This window comes from Synechococcus sp. UW106 (genome assembly GCF_900474015.1).
Lineage (GTDB): Bacteria > Cyanobacteriota > Cyanobacteriia > PCC-6307 > Cyanobiaceae > Parasynechococcus.
Window position 1 is genome coordinate 426995 of sequence record NZ_UCNV01000008.1, and the last position, 15423, is coordinate 442417.

Sequence of the window (15423 nt, forward strand, 5' to 3'; positions counted from 1 at the left end):
GCCACGATATGGGCCAGTTCGACCTGAACCGACGGACCAAGATCGTGGCCACCATCGGACCAGCCACTGAGAGTCCAGAGCGCATCAAGGAACTTGTGAGGGCTGGCGCGACGACGTTCAGGCTGAATTTCTCCCACGGAGACCACAGCGAACACGCCGCACGCATCGCCACCATTCGTCAGGTGTCTGAAGAATTGGGGCAGACCATCGGCATCCTCCAGGACCTTCAGGGTCCAAAAATCAGGCTGGGGCGATTCGCTGAGGGGCCGATCACCCTGGCCAACGGGGATCCGTTCACGCTCACCTCACGACCGGTGAGCTGCGACAAAACCATCGCAACGGTGACCTACGACAAGCTGGCCGACGAAGTCACTGCCGGGAGCAGGATTCTTCTCGACGACGGCCGTGTCGAGATGAAGGTCGATGCCGTCGACAAAGCGGAGCAGACCCTGCATTGCACCGTCACCGTTGGCGGTGTTCTTTCGAACAACAAGGGCGTCAACTTCCCCGACGTTCAGCTTTCCGTCCGTGCCCTGACCGACAAGGACAAGACTGATCTGGCTTTCGGTCTCAGTCAGGGCGTGGACTGGGTTGCCCTCAGCTTCGTTCGCAACCCCTCCGACATGGAGGAAATCCGCGGGCTGATCCGTGACCACGGTCATGAAACCCCTGTCGTGGCAAAGATCGAGAAATTTGAGGCGATCGATCAGATCGATTCCATTCTTCCGCTCTGCGACGGCGTGATGGTGGCCCGTGGTGACCTGGGGGTGGAGATGCCGGCGGAGGAAGTTCCTTTGCTGCAGAAGGAACTCATCCGCAAGGCCAACAGCCTGGGCATTCCGATCATCACGGCGACCCAGATGCTGGATTCAATGGCCTCCAGCCCCCGGCCAACCCGTGCCGAAGTTAGCGATGTGGCAAACGCCATCCTTGATGGAACCGACGCTGTGATGCTGTCCAACGAGACCGCTGTGGGGGATTTCCCCGTGGAAGCAGTGCAGACCATGGCCACCATCGCCCAACGGATCGAGAAGGACTATCCCCAGCGCTCCATCGACAGCCACCTACCCAGCACAATTCCCAACGCGTTGAGTGGTGCGGTCAGCACAATCGCCAGCCAACTCAACGCATCGGCGATTGTTCCACTCACCAAAAGTGGCGCAACGGCACGCAACGTCAGCAAGTTCCGACCGGCGGCGCCGATCCTGGCCATCACACCTGATCGCACCGTTGCCTGTCGCCTTCAGCTGGTGTGGGGGGTGACCCCGCTTGTCATCCCTCAGGGAGAACGCACCACGCAGACCTTTCACGCGGCCATGGTTAAAGCCAGGGAGCTGAACCTGCTCAAGGAGGGAGATCTCGTCATTCAGTCCGCAGGCACCCATGCAGGGGTCTCTGGATCCACTGATCTGGTCAAAGTGAGCATCGTGAGCAACGAAGCTGAGGCGACACTGCTCTGAACGACAACACACCATGAACCGGCGCATGCCCGCCACTGAAACGGTGCGGATGGCCCTGTCCACCCTGCGGAGCAACCGACTTCGCAGCCTGCTCACCATGGTGGGCATCGTGATCGGAAACGCCTCTGTGATCACCCTGGTGGGCGTTGGACGTGGTGCTCAGGGGCTGGCTGAAGAGCAGCTGACCAATCTCGGCGCCAACGTCTTGTTTGTGGTTCCGGGCAACAACAACACCCGTCGCCAGGGAGTAACGCGTCCGAAGACCCTCGTGCTTGAAGACGCAGAAGCCATCGCGGAACAAGTCCCCAGCGTCAAGCGGGTGGCGCCCCAAATCAACAGCAACCAGGTGGTTCAGGCCGGGGCGCGCAGTGCCACAAGTTCGATCTACGGCGTCACACCGGAGTTTGTGCCGGTTCGCAGCTTTGAGGTAGCGAAGGGACGTTTCATCAGTTCCCAGGACGAATCAGGCGCTCGGGCTGTTGCGGTTTTGGGCTCTGATCTGCGGACAAAACTGTTTCCAACCGGTGCGGCGATCGGTCAGCAGGTTCGCATTGGCAATCAGGCCTTCAAGGTTGTCGGTGTGATGGCCCCGAAAGGAGCCGTGTTCGGGAGCAACCAGGATGAGAATGCTTATATCCCTCTCTCAACAATGGTGAGCCGGATCACCGGTCGGGATCCCATTTACGGCGTCAGCCTCACCTTCATCAGTGTTGAAGCAAGGGATGAACAAAGCACGGGCGCTGCCAAGTTCCAGATCACCAATCTGCTGAGGCAGCGTCACCGGATTCTTCGGGATGACGATTTCGCGGTGCGTTCCCAGAAGGATGCCCTCACCATCGTCGGCACCATCACCGGAGGCCTCACTCTGATGCTCGCTGCCATCGGAGGGATCTCTCTCCTGGTGGGCGGCATCGGGATCATGAACATCATGCTGGTCTCCGTGAGCGAGCGCACCGAGGAGATCGGTCTGCGCAAGGCCTTGGGAGCCCGCAGCAGCGATGTGCTGCAGCAGTTTCTTGTGGAGTCGCTGGTGCTCGCCAGCCTGGGCGGCGCCATCGGCACCTTGGTTGGTCTGGGAACAGTGAGCCTTGTGGCTGCATTCACTCCACTCCCGGCCGCAATCGGCGCGACAACAGTTGTTGTCACGGTGGGACTCTCAGGATCGATCGGACTGTTCTTCGGCGTCGTTCCGGCCCGAAGAGCCGCCAAGCTCGACCCGATTGTGGCCCTGAGAAGCCTCTAAACAAGGCCCCCGAAATCCAGCCCATCTCCTTTACACTAGTTAACGATTTCTTTCAGCTCATGAATCAGCGCTGGCGCCTTCTTGCTCTCTGGCTTCTGCCGATCGGCGTCGTGTTGCTGATTGGTTGGCAGGTGGTCAGCAACGGAGGCATCAATAGCCTCAGCCAAGACAGCAATGGCACCACTGTTGCTCCACGCAATGCAGCGGTGGCCCGCATGAGCTACGGCCGCTTCCTCGACTACGTCGAAGCAGGTCGTGTGACCGCCGTTGATATCTATGACGGGGGCCGTAATGCAGTCGTGGAAGCAGTCGATCCAGACCTCGACAACAGAGTTCAGAGACTTCGCGTTGACCTCCCAGGCCTTGCTCCGGAGCTGATCAACACACTCAAAACTGAAGGCATCAGCTTCGATATCCATCCCCCTCGCACGGCACCACCTGCCCTTGGCGTGCTGGGCAATCTCCTGTTCCCACTTTTGCTGATCGGTGCGCTGATTTTTCTGGCCCGCCGCAACAGCAACATGCCTGGCGGCCCTGGTCAAGCCATGCAATTTGGCAAGAGCAAGGCGAAGTTCATGATGGAAGCCGAAACTGGCGTGATGTTTGACGACGTCGCAGGCGTCACAGAAGCCAAGCAGGAACTCGAAGAGGTCGTCACCTTCCTCAAGCAGCCCGAGCGATTTACTTCCGTGGGTGCTCAGATCCCTCGTGGCCTGCTGCTGGTCGGCCCTCCTGGAACAGGCAAAACACTTCTCGCCAAAGCCATTGCAGGTGAAGCAGGGGTTCCGTTCTTTGCTCTTTCGGGCTCTGAGTTTGTTGAGATGTTTGTTGGTGTTGGTGCCAGCCGTGTCCGCGACTTGTTCAAAAAGGCCAAAGAAAACAGCCCTTGCTTGATCTTTATCGATGAAATCGATGCCGTTGGCCGTCAGCGCGGTGCGGGAATCGGTGGAGGCAACGACGAGCGCGAGCAGACGCTGAACCAGCTCCTGACGGAGATGGATGGATTTGAAGGAAATAGCGGAATCATCATCATTGCGGCGACCAACCGTCCCGACGTACTCGATTCAGCGTTAATGCGACCCGGTCGTTTTGATCGCCAGGTGACCGTTGATGCTCCTGACATCAAAGGTCGTCTTGCCATCCTCGATGTTCACTGCCGCAACAAGAAGCTTGACGCAGAGCTTTCTCTAGAAAGCATTGCCCGCCGAACCCCTGGTTTCACCGGTGCGGACCTGGCCAACCTGATGAACGAGGCAGCCATCCTCACCGCCCGCCGCAGGAAGGACTCCATCGGTCTGAGTGAGATCGACGACGCGGTCGACCGCATCATCGCCGGCATGGAAGGACGTCCCCTTACCGACGGTCGCAGCAAGCGTCTGATCGCTTACCACGAGGTTGGTCACGCCTTGATCGGAACTCTGGTTAAGGATCACGACCCTGTTCAGAAGGTCACCCTGGTTCCTCGTGGTCAAGCTCAAGGTCTCACCTGGTTCTCGCCGGATGAGGAGCAAACCCTTGTCACCCGTGCACAGCTAAAAGCGCGAATCATGGGCGCTCTTGGCGGTCGGGCAGCCGAAGACGTTGTTTTCGGTCACCAAGAAGTCACCACTGGAGCTGGTGGCGACATCCAGCAGGTGGCTTCGATGGCCAGGAACATGGTGACCCGGCTAGGCATGAGTGATCTTGGACCTGTTGCCCTTGAGGGTGGTGGTCAGGAAGTCTTTCTAGGCAGGGATTTGATGTCTCGTAGCGAAATCTCCGAGTCGATTTCCCAGCAGATCGACATTCAGGTGCGCGACATGGTGAAGCGCTGTTATGACGAAACCGTGGAGATCGTGGCTTCCAATCGCGAAGCTATCGACCGCCTGGTGGAATTGCTGATTGAGAAGGAAACCATGAATGGTGATGAGTTCAAGGCTGTTGTCGCTGAATTCACCGCTGTTCCTGAAAAAGACCGCACCGTAGTCACCCTGGACTGAGTCCAAGATCCAACAACTAAAAGCCCCCGCCTTAATCAGGCGGGGGCTTTTTTATGGGTTCGATTTGTTCTTACGTCGACGACAGCGATCGGAACAGTAGACAACGTCATCCCAACAATTTCTCCAGGCCTTGCGCCACTCAAATGGTCGGGCGCATACCGGGCAGATCTTGCTGGGACGGTTGTTTTTTAAACCTCCGTTTTTGGATCCACCCCGCTTCAAGCGACAGCCTGAACGGGGCGCTTGTCGATCACCGAATCAATCAAGCCGTAGTTCACCGCTTCGGTAGGGGACATGAAGAAATCACGGTCCGTGTCGTGCTGAATACGGTCCAGCGGTTGACCTGTGCGATCAGCAAGCTCCTGATTGAGTCGATCCTTCAGGAAGAGAATTTCATCAGCCTGGATCCGAATGTCACTCGCCTGTCCCTGTGCACCACCCAAAGGCTGGTGAATCATGATTCGGGAATGCTGAAGGCTGCTGCGCTTGCCCTTGGTGCCGGCACAGAGAAGAAAGGCACCCATGCTGGCGGCAAGGCCCACACAAACGGTGTGCACATCCGGTTTGATGTGCTGCATGGTGTCGAAGATGCCGAGGCCGTCGTAAACAGAGCCTCCAGGGGAGTTGATATAGAGGTAGATATCTTTTTCAGGATCCTCAGCTTCGAGGAACAACATCTGAGCAACGATCCGATTGGCAGAGTCACTCGTGACTGCTTCACCAAGGAAGATGATCCGCTCGCGCAGAAGTCGGGAATAAATGTCAAAGGCCCTTTCCCCCCGGCCGGACTCCTCAATCACAATCGGGATCATTTGAGCTTGAGCAGGGTCGAATGATCCTAACGGCGATGTCTGCGGCGCTAGGGTTCCGGCCATTCATTCATGGACTGCACGTTGGCCGAAAGTCAGACCATCGCGGACAGCAAACGGTCGTTTCATCAGTCCTTTCCCCACGTCATCGCACCGCTGTATCGCAGGCTGGCTGACGAGTTGCTGGTGGAGCTGCACCTGCTGAGCCATCAGAGTCGCTTTGAAGCCAATGCGCTCTTCAGCGTCGGACTCTGCACAGTGTTCGACACCTTTACGAAGGGATATCGGCCGGAAGCCCAGACAGAAGGCTTGTTCAGCGCCCTCTGCAGCAGCAATGGCTTTGACGCTGCAGACCTGCGTAAGACCAGCACAATGCTGATTGATGAGGCCAAAGGCAAAGATCTAGACAGCATCAAGACCTGGCTGTCCTCCAAACGTCTCCCCGATGACGGCCACTATTCGCGATTGATGGCAGTAGGACTGATGCGCCTGCTTGAGGCTGCCGGAGTGGATGGCAGCAGTCCTGACAGGCAGGCCCTGGGCGAACAGTGCAAGGAACTCGCCGAAAGCCTCGGCTTACCCGCAGATCGTGTCGAGAAAGATCTGTCGCTGTTTGGCTCAAACAGAGAACGGATGGACCAGGCGGTTGACCTTGTGCAAGAGACCATTGCGGCCGAGAAGCGGAAAAAGGAGCGCCGTTTAGCGGAACAGGGTCAGGGCAGTAGCAACTGAAGCCGCAGCCATCCGGGCTGTCGCTCTTTAGGCAGTGCTGTCATCTCAAGCTCCAGCTGAGATGCGTTGCGAATCACACTGGGCCAGCCCGGTCCAATCCAGCCCAGCCTAACTAATTCATTTGGTCGGCCTCGGAGACGAAGACGTTGTTGACCATGGCGTTTCAGAGGGGCCTGATCAAGAGTCGGTGCTTCGCCCAGGGCAAGCAGCAACTCAACCCGTCCCTGCGTCTCAGGACCAAGCGACCATCCACCACTGAGATCACCCTGGGGATCCAGCCAGACATCGGCAAAACGGTTGGAGCCAGGCCCCTTGGGCATCAGCAGTGGGCGTTGCTCACGTTGGAATCCCCGCCGCAACAAGGCTGTTGAAACAGCATCAAGGCTGGCCTTGAGATTGCCGATTTGATCAGCTGGAAGCATCAACCTGGCTTGAAAGAAGGCGCGAAAGCGACCATCGTCGAGGCCATCCACGCGCAGAACGACAGGAGCAGCGAGCAGAACATCACGAAGCTCCTGAGGGAGTCCATAACGGCTGGTCAGCTGCTCAGCGATCAATGGGTTGTTCAGGAAGGATCCGAGCAGTGGCTGCAAAGCAACGCTGTTCAGCTGGAGATAACCCAAGGAGGAATCGAACCGAAAACGATTGGGGCGACCTCGAGCCTGTCCATCCTTTAGGGACACAAAGGGGCTGGAGGCGACAGGCCCCTCAGCCATAAGCCGATCTCCCTGAAGCACAACACGAAGGCAGCCATGAGTCACACTTGCCAAGGAGGGGAACAGGGGCCCACTGATCGACGCCAACCCCGATGGTTGCCACTGAACGGCTGTTGCGCTGGTGAGACGCTTCAGGCAGTTCTGCTCCAGTGGCGACGGTGTACGTGACTCAAGCGGGGGGAGTTGCTCAAAGCTGATGCGATGCAGCTCATCAGCAAAAAGAAGATCCAGAGAAGAGGGATCCGATGAGCTCGGGAGAGCAAGAACGGGTTCACCGTCATCCAGCCAGATCAGCCACCAAACAGCACGTCCGTGGCGTTTCCAACGATCAAGAGCAGCCTCAGGAGAAAGCCGCTTTTGCCAGATCAGAGGGACGGGAGACGTTGGATCAGCTTCAAAACTCTGAACAAGCCGAGCGTTTCTTGTGATCTCGAACAGCTCTGCTGTTCCTCGGCGATTGAGAGTGGGGGTGAGCTTGGACGCGCTGAGCAGCAGGCTAGGAACAACAAGAATCAGACCCAGCAGTAGAGCAGTACACGGATAAGCAACAAGCTGCCTTCGAATGGAACCAATCAGGATGAAGATTTGGTTGGACCCTTGCGGCGTCGCCGGTCTCTCCATTCGATCGTTGAGAGGTAGATCACGGCAACGCTGACGAAGCCAAGAAGCACTGCTGCCGTGACCGCTAGGGTCTGGCTAAAAAGTGGTGCGTCTTGAAGCACAGATTCGATCAGAAGTTCAGGGTTCCGTCACCGTTGCGTCCCCAGACGACCATGGCGATAGAGAAACTGAACATGGCGGCCAAGGAAGCCCAACCCAGAGTGAACAACATGCGCTTGACCACTTGATTGTTGAGATCCTACCTAGGGTCAAGCATGATTTCGTACTGCCGGAGGCAACTGTCATGACCAGCTCCAGCCCCGGTTCCTCAGCAGTGATGGAGCGCCAGGAGACGACCCAGCGCTATCCCCAAGCTCGCGTCATCGTGTTGAACGACGATGTGAACACCTTTCAGCATGTGGTGGATTGCCTGCGCAAGATCATTCCTGGCATGAGTGAGGACAACGCCTGGAACCTTGCGAACAAGATTGATCGACAGGGTTCAGCTGAGGTTTGGTGTGGCCCCCTAGAGCAAGCCGAGCTGTACCACCAGCAGCTGCAGGCCGAGGGACTCACCATGGCCCCGATAGAACGCTGTTGATCTAGGCAGCTGGTTTGCGGCTGGCCTTGGTCAACCGGAGTCGATCATCAATCTGCAGACGCTGTAACCGTTCATCCATCACAAAACGAACCACACGGCCAGGGCAGAGGGCCAGACCCCGTACTTCCGTTCCGTGCACCTCTGCGGTGAGCATGCGCGCCTGAGGGCCGCACGCATCTTCCAGTGGGCCACGAATCACGAGGCGAAGAGCGTCAACTGATTTCAGCATCACAGCTCCGGAGCTCTCTCTCTGGCATAGCCAAAGTGGCTAACTTTCACCAGTTCTCAGGTTTTCATTCAGCTTTGGGCCGGGTTGTCATCACCCACAGCACCTATGTGCAGGGATTGATCCCATGGCTGAAGGCGCTGGCTCAGGAGACGAATATTCAAACGATTACCCCTGCTGTGATCTGCAGGGTCCGTGGGAGAAGCCCCGATCTTCAGCTACGGGTATCGACGCAAATCCATGGGGGGTACAAGCTTGTCGCTCGCAAAGGAAGCTCAGCCCAAGAGGTTTTTGTCGTGACATCCATGAGTCGACCTGACCTGGAGAGGGCTGTATTGCATCACCGCCCCTGAGGTGGTATTTGCTGGAAGCCTGAAGCTCGACAGGACTCTGGATGGCCCTCCGCAAAGTCGGGATCACCAGCGCAGAGCGCAGCCCAGTCGGATCGCTTGAAGCACTGGGGAAGAATCGCTCGGCAAGCAATTTCTGCGTCATCAGGCAGAAAGGTGACGGCGCTCACCCTGGGGCTGCTGGAAAGGTCTAAGCACGACATTCCGGCTGTCACCATGAACACAGCGGCAAAAGCATGGATAGTTGACATTCAGGTGACAGTGAAGACCTAATTAATAAAGAGAATTTGGATAAAAAGAAACTAGATCTTAACTTTCATGATGCTGACAAGATCAATCCAGACTCAAGCTTTTGATTCCGGGGCGGTTAACTTGAACTCTAAAAACAAGGCTTCGGCACCCGGATAATCCTTCTTTTCCCGCAGATAAAAAACCTGAGCTTTCCACCAATCCCAGGTTTCCATTTGAATTAGTTCGTCAAGCCGAGGATCGCGCATGAAAGCATTGCAACCATCCAGACCTTAAAGACGATCAAGTCATTGACAAGCCATGTTCACACAGCAGTAAGCATCATCGACTACACATCCCTTCGCGGCTAACCTTCGAAAGCTCCAAAGATCTCCCATGCCCCTTGAAATTGAAGTCAGGCAAGGACCACAAAGCACCGAGAGCATAGGAGTCTTCGACGATCTTGAAGACGCGCTGACCGAATTCAACGAACTGATCAACCGTCGAAACTGGCATCAAAGCGTGACCACCATCTCGCTCACCGATACAGAAAAAAACAAATGCCTTGCCCAATATGCACTCCAAGAGTTCAACCACTCCGAAAGCTAGATCACGAAAGGCTTTATTGAATCAACCATTACACCTTTGCTCGAACATCAGTTAGTGCAGCCTCAACGCAAAGAATTTAGACTCCACAAGAGCTAACGATTACAGAGTGAACGGTAAGACCCTGGTCATTTGCATCAGCACATTCTTCCTTTTGTTCTTTCTTGCAGAGTCTTGGATGATGAGAGGATTACCACACTAACAAGAACAACCATCCTCGTTGACAACCAGACGACAGAACCTACTAGACAATAACTTAGAAGCCTAAAACCTCATTTACTAAAGACAGGATTACGAAAAATAGCTTTCGAAACTAACCGCATTTAAGCTATTCATTAAATACATAAGAGCCCTTTCTCACATTTTTCGACAACTTCTTCACGCCCAGGCAAAGGTTGAAGAGGGTGAACCACCATGCCGTGCGAGCCCCAGTGATCGACCTGGAAGAACCAGAAGGGGCGACAAAGTGGGGCTTCGTTTCCGGCTGCATGGCCGGTCTACGTCACCGTCACGACAGTCTCCCCAAGTCGAAAGAGAGTCAGATCAGAGCACTAAAGAAAGGCCGTCACCAACACAGCAGTTCATCCACAACACTAATCGGGACTCTCGCTCTGGAGAGGCCAGATCCTGCGAATGGCCGCCAGTGCTAAGTCGGCCTCATCGCGCCGCTTCAGAACCGTGTCGCCCTCGAGAAGCAGCGTCACATGCCCCAACTTGCGACCCGGTGTCTCCGGCGACTTTCCGTACCAGTGCAGATGAAGACCCTGTATGGCCTGAAGCGCCTGAAGCCGCTGATCCAAAGGCGGATGGCAGGCTGGATCCAGGCCCAGCAGGTTGACCATCAAGGCACCGCAGCTGCTCAGCTCTGGCTCCGGCACGGGGAGGCCGGCAGCAATGCAGAGCTGCTGATCAAACTGACTGCTGGTGCAGGCCTCGATGGAGAAATGGCCTGAATTGTGGGTGCGAGGGGCAATTTCATTCACTTGCAGACCTGCTGGCCCGTAAAAGAATTCCAAGGCCAGCACGCCGACGTAGCTGAGCTTCGTCATCAGCGATGCCGCAACGTTGTATGCCAAAGCCGCCACCGACGGGTCCACCGGCGCAGGTGCCAGAACCCAGTCACAGACTTGTTGATGCTGGTGGGTTTGCACCAGTGGGAAGTGGCGGATCCTTCCTTTTTGATCTCGGCTGACGACGAGAGCCAGCTCCAGCTCGTAATCCACCCACGATTCCAGAAGCCAGTCGTCTGCTGGGACGGACCGCAACAACTGCGCAAGGGCATCGATATCACGCAGCACCACCGTGCCCTTGCCGTCGTATCCCCCACGGGACGCCTTCGCCATCACAGGAAAGGTCCAACCCTGGGGAAGAGCAGGTTGGGCCGGAGAAATCAGACTGAGCGGACACCAGGGTGAACTGGGAATCGCCAGGTCGTCGAGCAGCTGACGCTGCGAGAGTTTGTCGACAAGTGGCGACAGAGCGGCCAACGACGGGCGGAAGCGAACCCCCTGCTGCTCAAGCGGAAGAAGGGCGTCGATGTTGACCCACTCGTTCTCAAAGGTGACGCCGTCACAGCCCACCACAAGCTCACGGGTTCCAGCCACATCACGGGGATCCGCCTCAACATGACGCGCCGCCAATCCGGCAGCAGGATCCGCTGCATTGGAGGTTTGCACCGCGATCGGAACCTGTCGTTGCGTGGCGGCCTGCACAAGCATCCGTGCCAGCTGACCACCTCCCACAACACCGATCATTGTGTCCGAGCCGTCTCTCGCAGCTTGCCACTTTGCGGGGCCGATGACAGCGTCAAATCAACGGACGATCGCCGGCAAAGGCCAGACGAATCATGGTGAACAGAAGGACCACTAGGAACAGGGCCAAGCCCAAGGTGCAGGCGTAGCTGATCTCCAATTCAGCAAAGGCCTGGTCGTAGACGTAATAAACGATGGTTCGCGTGGCATCGGCCGGACCTCCCTGGGTCATCAGAAACACCTCCTCAAAGACCTTCGTGGCAGCAATCGACGACACGACAGCGACAAGGGTCACGTAGGGGCCCATCAAGGGCAAGGTGATGTCGAGATGCTTTCTCCATCCCTCGCTGCCATCAAGCTCAGCTGCCTCGTAGAGCTCCTTGGGGATCCCCTGGAGACCCGCCAGAAAGATGACCATGTAGTAACCGAGACCCTTCCAGAGGGTCACCAACATCACCGCTGGAAGCGCCAGCTGTGGGGTTGTGAGAAAACCGATCGGGCTAAAGGCATCTCCGAGCAGCACGCTCAACCATCCGTTGATCAGACCGTTCTCGGCGTAAAGCCAGCGAAAGGCGATGGCAGCAACCACGATTGACACCAGCACAGGGGTGTAGAAGGCACCCCGCAGCAAGGAACGTCCTGGCAAACCCTGGTTGACCAGAACAGCTAGCGCCAATGCCCCCAGAACGATTGGGGGAACAACACCGATCAGATACAGAAATGTGGTGACCAGCACCTGACGCGCCATGGGATCCGACACCAATCGCTGAAGATTGGCCAGGCCCACGAAGCGCAGGGGTTCACTGACGTCCAGCCCCGTGGCGGTGAAACTCATCAGCAAGGCCATCAACGCCGGAACCAACACCGACAGACTGATCAGAATCACCGCGGGCAAGAGGAACGCCCAGGCTGAAAGAGAGTTGCGCACTGATTTGTCGAGCCCTGATCGGTCGAGCACTGGACCAGCGACACTGTTGCGAGAGTAGGTGGGTTCCAACGGTTTCATGACCACAATCACCCCGTTGCATCACATCCGCGTTGCTCTGGAGCGCAATCCCTACGACGTTGTGATCGGAGCAGGCGGCCTGGCCACCCTCGGCCAGCAGATGCTGGGATCAGGAGTCCAGCAGGGTCGTCGTGTTCTTGTGGTCAGCAACCCGGATGTCGCCACCCCTTATGGCGACGTGTGCCTGAACAGCCTCAAGGACGCAGGCTTCAGTGTTGAACTCCTTGTGATTGACGCCGGCGAACATCAGAAAACGCCTGCCACCGTGGCAGAAATTCACGATGCGGCCTACAGCGCAAAGCTCGAACGCAGCTCATTGATGGTGGCCCTGGGCGGTGGCGTTGTGGGAGACATGACAGGTTTTGCAGCAGCAACCTGGCTGCGGGGCATTCAGGTCGTCCAGGTGCCCACCACCCTTCTAGCCATGGTCGATGCATCCATCGGTGGCAAGACCGGCGTCAACCATCCCCGCGGCAAGAACCTCATCGGCGCCTTTCACCAGCCTCGACTGGTGCTGATCGATCCATCGACCCTCAACACCCTTCCCGAACGGGAATTCCGTGCCGGCATGGCGGAGGTGATCAAATACGGAATTCTCGGAGATACGGAACTGTTTGATGAGCTGGAGGCCTGCAATGACCCGAGCACGCCCTCTGGGCTTGGAGCAGAACGCTTGAGCTCAATCCTGAGTCGATCCGCTGCTGCGAAGGCACGAGTGGTGGAGGCTGATGAACGGGAAGGAGGTTTGCGAGCAATCCTGAATTACGGCCATACCTTCGGCCACGTGGTTGAAACACTGTGCGGCTACGGCACATGGTTGCATGGAGAAGCAGTCGCCATCGGCATGGTGGCGGTGGGCGAACTCGCCGTGCTGCGGAGTAGCTGGAGTCGTGAAGACGCAGAGCGGCAACGCCGGATAATCGAGAGAGCGGGCCTGCCAACTGCCTGGCCCGCTCTCTCAGCGGACGCGGTTCTGGACAGCTTGCAGGGTGACAAGAAGGTTCGCGACGGTCGGTTGCGCTTCGTTCTCCCAACAGGAATCGGTTCTGTCGAAATTCGCGATGACGTCAGTCGCGAGGAGATTCTGAGTTGCCTGGAGCGACTGCAAGGCTGAAGCCCCCCTCGGGCAATCCCCTGAGATAGGTGAGCCAGCGGAAGGCACCAAGGCCCGAAGGGTCCACCAGCCGAAGCAGGGTTTCACGGCGCTGCAAGGCTTCCGCCAGACGTTGGCCAGGCAGCTGTTGAAGGTCATGGAGACGCGCCGCGAGTCCTAGTGCAAGGAGCGCCTCCCCCTGCTTGGCCTGATCACCCACCAACCAGCCGCTGCCCTTGGCCGCCTCAGCAACAACATCGATGCAGATATGTGCCGTCAGGTCCTGCTCGCCGGGCTGATGCAACGGCGACAGGCCCGCCTGTTGGGCTCGAACAGCCATGAGGGTGCCCTCCGAGCGCCGAGCCGTGTAGTAGCGATGGGCTTCCAGGGCGTAATCAATCACCAGGAGCACTCCCGCATCCAAAGCGTCGGCCACCGTGGCGAACCAATCGGGCAGTGCACTGTTCCACTCCGTGGTCCAACCCTCCTCTGCATCGGGGGGAGGCAGCTGGATGCCGCGATTGACGCACACACGGTTGATCTCGTCCTGCAATGCAACTGGCAGGGGCCGATGGGTCGTCTGCAGCCCATGGGTTTGATCCAGTTCAACCCACTCCTGTTGGAGTGATCCATCACGCCACACCAATCGCTCTACCGGGAGGGCATCCAGCAACTCATGGGCGATCACCACCCCACGCACCGGATCACTTCGCAGCTGCTCAAGGGAGCACCACCGCACCGATAAACCATCCACCTGCTGAAGCAGGGCCTGCTGTCGCTGACGCATGCCGGGGTTCGCCTCCACCAGAACCATCTCGATCTGAGGCAGAAGCGCTGAGTCGGAACAGAGAAGTTGGGCGATCAGATCCCGGGCAAGATGGCCTTCCCCAGGCCCGATTTCCACTATCGAAAGGCGCTGATCAGAATCCGTTCTGGACAGCGAAGCAAGCCAGGTCAGGAGTTGGAGCGCCAGCAGGGCAGCGAAGTCGCTGCCCAGGGATGGAGACGTGACGAAATCACCCTGGGTTCCGATGCGGGCACGGCCTGCTCCGTAGTAGCCATGCTCTTGCTCGTTGAGAGCCAGATCCATGAACCGGGAAAACGGAACGGCCCCCCCCGCCTGTTGCAGATGCGTTGCCAACCAGTCGGGACAGGCCGCAGCTATCGGTTTCATTGGAGAGAATGCCGGTCGCTGCAGCAGTTCCATGGGAACACATCGCATCCAACATCTATGGAGCTTCGTCGTGGTGGCTCTGGTCAGCCTGGGTGTTCTGGTGACTCCCGCTGATGCCTACGACAACCCCGAGCTGCTGCCAGATCACCCCACCCCGGTCATCGACCTCGCCAAGGTTTTCAGTGATACCCAAAGGGCCCAGTTGGAGGCATCCCTTGGTGATGTGGAAGAGCGCACAGGCTGGAAAATGCGAGTGTTGACGCAGTACGAACGCACGCCAGGACTAGCCATTCGCGAGTTCTGGGGGTTGGATGAAAGCAGCCTGCTGCTGGTGGCAGACCCACGGGGGGGGAATCTGCTGAACTTCAACGTCGGCGATGCCTACTTCGCGATGATGCCGCGCACCTACTGGGTCGAACTGCAGACCCGTTACGGCAACCAGTACTACGTAAAGGAGCACGGTGAAGACGGAGCTGTGCTCGACGCGCTCAATGCTGTGGAGATCTGTCTTGACCGGGGCGGCTGTCAGGTCGTGCCAGGACTTCCGCAAGAACAGTGGCTATGGACGCTAACCACATCGGTTTTTGGAGGCTTAATTGCAGGTTTTGCGGCCTACCCCCGCAAGGACAATGAAACGATTGCCTGGGGCTGGATGCTTTTGCTGTCACCACTTTGGGTGATGTTGTTTGGCGTCTTCGGTATCGCGCCCGTCATCACGCGAACATCTGAGTATTTGCCCATTCTGAGAAATACGGTTGGCTTCCTCGGTGGCGGCATTGCTGCCTATCTGATCGCCCAGGTCACAGTGGGGCGTCGCCTACAGAGCGACACAGAAGGTTGAGGAGAATT

At 57.5% G+C, this 15423-nt stretch carries 18 protein-coding genes and 1 other RNA gene; 9 read left to right on the top strand and 10 right to left on the bottom strand.

The window, feature by feature from the left end:
• The first annotated feature begins 8 nt into the window (after positions 1–8).
• From pyk to ftsH, 3 genes are read left to right on the top strand one after another with little or no spacing between them, the layout of a single operon-like run.
• Complete coding sequence (gene pyk, locus DXY30_RS07040) at positions 9–1460, top strand: pyruvate kinase (protein ID WP_115022007.1); 1452 nt, start codon at positions 9–11, stop codon at positions 1458–1460.
• Positions 1461–1473: 13 nt separating this feature from the next.
• Positions 1474–2703 carry an ABC transporter permease gene (locus DXY30_RS07045; protein ID WP_115022005.1) on the top strand — a complete coding sequence of 410 codons (1230 nt, stop codon included), beginning with the start codon at positions 1474–1476 and terminating at the stop codon, positions 2701–2703.
• Between the two features lie 59 nt (positions 2704–2762).
• Positions 2763–4682 (top strand): ATP-dependent zinc metalloprotease FtsH, encoded by a 1920-nt coding sequence (ftsH, locus tag DXY30_RS07050; protein WP_115094014.1) that lies wholly within the window; start codon positions 2763–2765, stop codon positions 4680–4682.
• A gap of 51 nt (positions 4683–4733) precedes the next feature.
• On the opposite strand, the gene DXY30_RS07055 is transcribed toward ftsH, so the two are convergent.
• Positions 4734–4904 carry a DUF2256 domain-containing protein gene (locus DXY30_RS07055; RefSeq protein ID WP_115022000.1) on the bottom strand — a complete coding sequence of 57 codons (171 nt, stop codon included), beginning with the start codon at positions 4902–4904 and terminating at the stop codon, positions 4734–4736.
• Positions 4901–5557, bottom strand: a complete 657-nt coding sequence (gene clpP / locus DXY30_RS07060; RefSeq protein ID WP_256359546.1) for an ATP-dependent Clp endopeptidase proteolytic subunit ClpP — start codon at positions 5555–5557, stop codon at positions 4901–4903. Before clpP ends, DXY30_RS07055 begins: the two co-directional genes overlap by 4 nt.
• 18 nt (positions 5558–5575) lie before the next feature.
• Between clpP and psb29 the strand changes: the two genes are divergently transcribed.
• Positions 5576–6223, top strand: coding sequence for a photosystem II biogenesis protein Psp29 (psb29, locus tag DXY30_RS07065; RefSeq protein WP_115094262.1), 648 nt, complete (start codon positions 5576–5578; stop codon positions 6221–6223).
• Here psb29 and DXY30_RS07070 read toward each other — a convergent pair.
• Together DXY30_RS07070 and petN are read right to left on the bottom strand one after the other, a co-directional pair.
• A complete protein-coding gene (locus tag DXY30_RS07070) occupies positions 6205–7560 on the bottom strand; it encodes a hypothetical protein (RefSeq protein WP_115094016.1) in 1356 nt (451 codons plus the stop codon). The two genes, psb29 and DXY30_RS07070, sit on opposite strands and share 19 nt — an antisense overlap.
• Positions 7561–7669: 109 nt before the next feature.
• Positions 7670–7771 carry a cytochrome b6-f complex subunit PetN gene (petN, locus tag DXY30_RS07075; RefSeq protein WP_011364412.1) on the bottom strand — a complete coding sequence of 34 codons (102 nt, stop codon included), beginning with the start codon at positions 7769–7771 and terminating at the stop codon, positions 7670–7672.
• A gap of 72 nt (positions 7772–7843) precedes the next feature.
• Here petN and clpS point away from each other — a divergent pair, with 72 nt between their 5' ends.
• A complete protein-coding gene (gene clpS, locus DXY30_RS07080; protein ID WP_115094018.1) occupies positions 7844–8140 on the top strand; it encodes an ATP-dependent Clp protease adapter ClpS in 297 nt (98 codons plus the stop codon).
• A gap of 1 nt (position 8141) precedes the next feature.
• Here the strand turns inward: clpS and DXY30_RS07085 are convergent, their stop codons facing one another.
• A complete protein-coding gene (locus tag DXY30_RS07085) occupies positions 8142–8369 on the bottom strand; it encodes a hypothetical protein (protein WP_115021992.1) in 228 nt (75 codons plus the stop codon).
• Positions 8370–8443: 74 nt separating this feature from the next.
• Between DXY30_RS07085 and DXY30_RS07090 the strand changes: the two genes are divergently transcribed.
• A complete protein-coding gene (locus DXY30_RS07090; RefSeq protein WP_115094020.1) occupies positions 8444–8719 on the top strand; it encodes a DUF2103 domain-containing protein in 276 nt (91 codons plus the stop codon).
• 341 nt (positions 8720–9060) lie between these two features.
• Here DXY30_RS07090 and DXY30_RS14055 read toward each other — a convergent pair whose 3' ends face one another.
• Positions 9061–9213, bottom strand: coding sequence for a hypothetical protein (locus DXY30_RS14055; RefSeq protein WP_170951174.1), 153 nt, complete (start codon positions 9211–9213; stop codon positions 9061–9063).
• A 127-nt stretch (positions 9214–9340) separates the two neighbouring features.
• Between DXY30_RS14055 and DXY30_RS07095 the strand changes: the two genes are divergently transcribed.
• Positions 9341–9553: a hypothetical protein gene (locus tag DXY30_RS07095; RefSeq protein ID WP_115094021.1), complete on the top strand. Its 213-nt coding sequence runs from the start codon at positions 9341–9343 to the stop codon at positions 9551–9553.
• A gap of 399 nt (positions 9554–9952) precedes the next feature.
• Here the strand turns inward: DXY30_RS07095 and ssrS are convergent.
• The 3 genes from ssrS to DXY30_RS07110 all read right to left on the bottom strand — a co-directional run bounded on the left by ssrS (position 9953) and on the right by DXY30_RS07110 (position 12229).
• Positions 9953–10136: non-coding RNA, 6S RNA (ssrS, locus tag DXY30_RS07100), on the bottom strand.
• 7 nt (positions 10137–10143) lie between these two features.
• Positions 10144–11304 (bottom strand): 5-(carboxyamino)imidazole ribonucleotide synthase, encoded by a 1161-nt coding sequence (locus DXY30_RS07105; RefSeq protein WP_115094023.1) that lies wholly within the window; start codon positions 11302–11304, stop codon positions 10144–10146.
• 52 nt (positions 11305–11356) lie between these two features.
• Positions 11357–12229 carry a carbohydrate ABC transporter permease gene (locus DXY30_RS07110; RefSeq protein WP_170951202.1) on the bottom strand — a complete coding sequence of 291 codons (873 nt, stop codon included), beginning with the start codon at positions 12227–12229 and terminating at the stop codon, positions 11357–11359.
• Positions 12230–12305: 76 nt separating this feature from the next.
• Between DXY30_RS07110 and aroB the strand changes: the two genes are divergently transcribed.
• Positions 12306–13421, top strand: coding sequence for a 3-dehydroquinate synthase (aroB, locus tag DXY30_RS07115; RefSeq protein ID WP_115094027.1), 1116 nt, complete (start codon positions 12306–12308; stop codon positions 13419–13421).
• On the opposite strand, the gene DXY30_RS07120 is transcribed toward aroB, so the two are convergent.
• A complete protein-coding gene (locus DXY30_RS07120) occupies positions 13375–14607 on the bottom strand; it encodes an SAM-dependent methyltransferase (RefSeq protein ID WP_115094029.1) in 1233 nt (410 codons plus the stop codon). The genes aroB and DXY30_RS07120 overlap by 47 nt on opposite strands.
• On the opposite strand from DXY30_RS07120, the gene DXY30_RS07125 reads away from it, so the two are divergent.
• Complete coding sequence (locus tag DXY30_RS07125; RefSeq protein ID WP_115094031.1) at positions 14606–15415, top strand: TPM domain-containing protein; 810 nt, start codon at positions 14606–14608, stop codon at positions 15413–15415. The two genes, DXY30_RS07120 and DXY30_RS07125, sit on opposite strands and share 2 nt — an antisense overlap.
• Positions 15416–15423 lie beyond the last annotated feature (8 nt).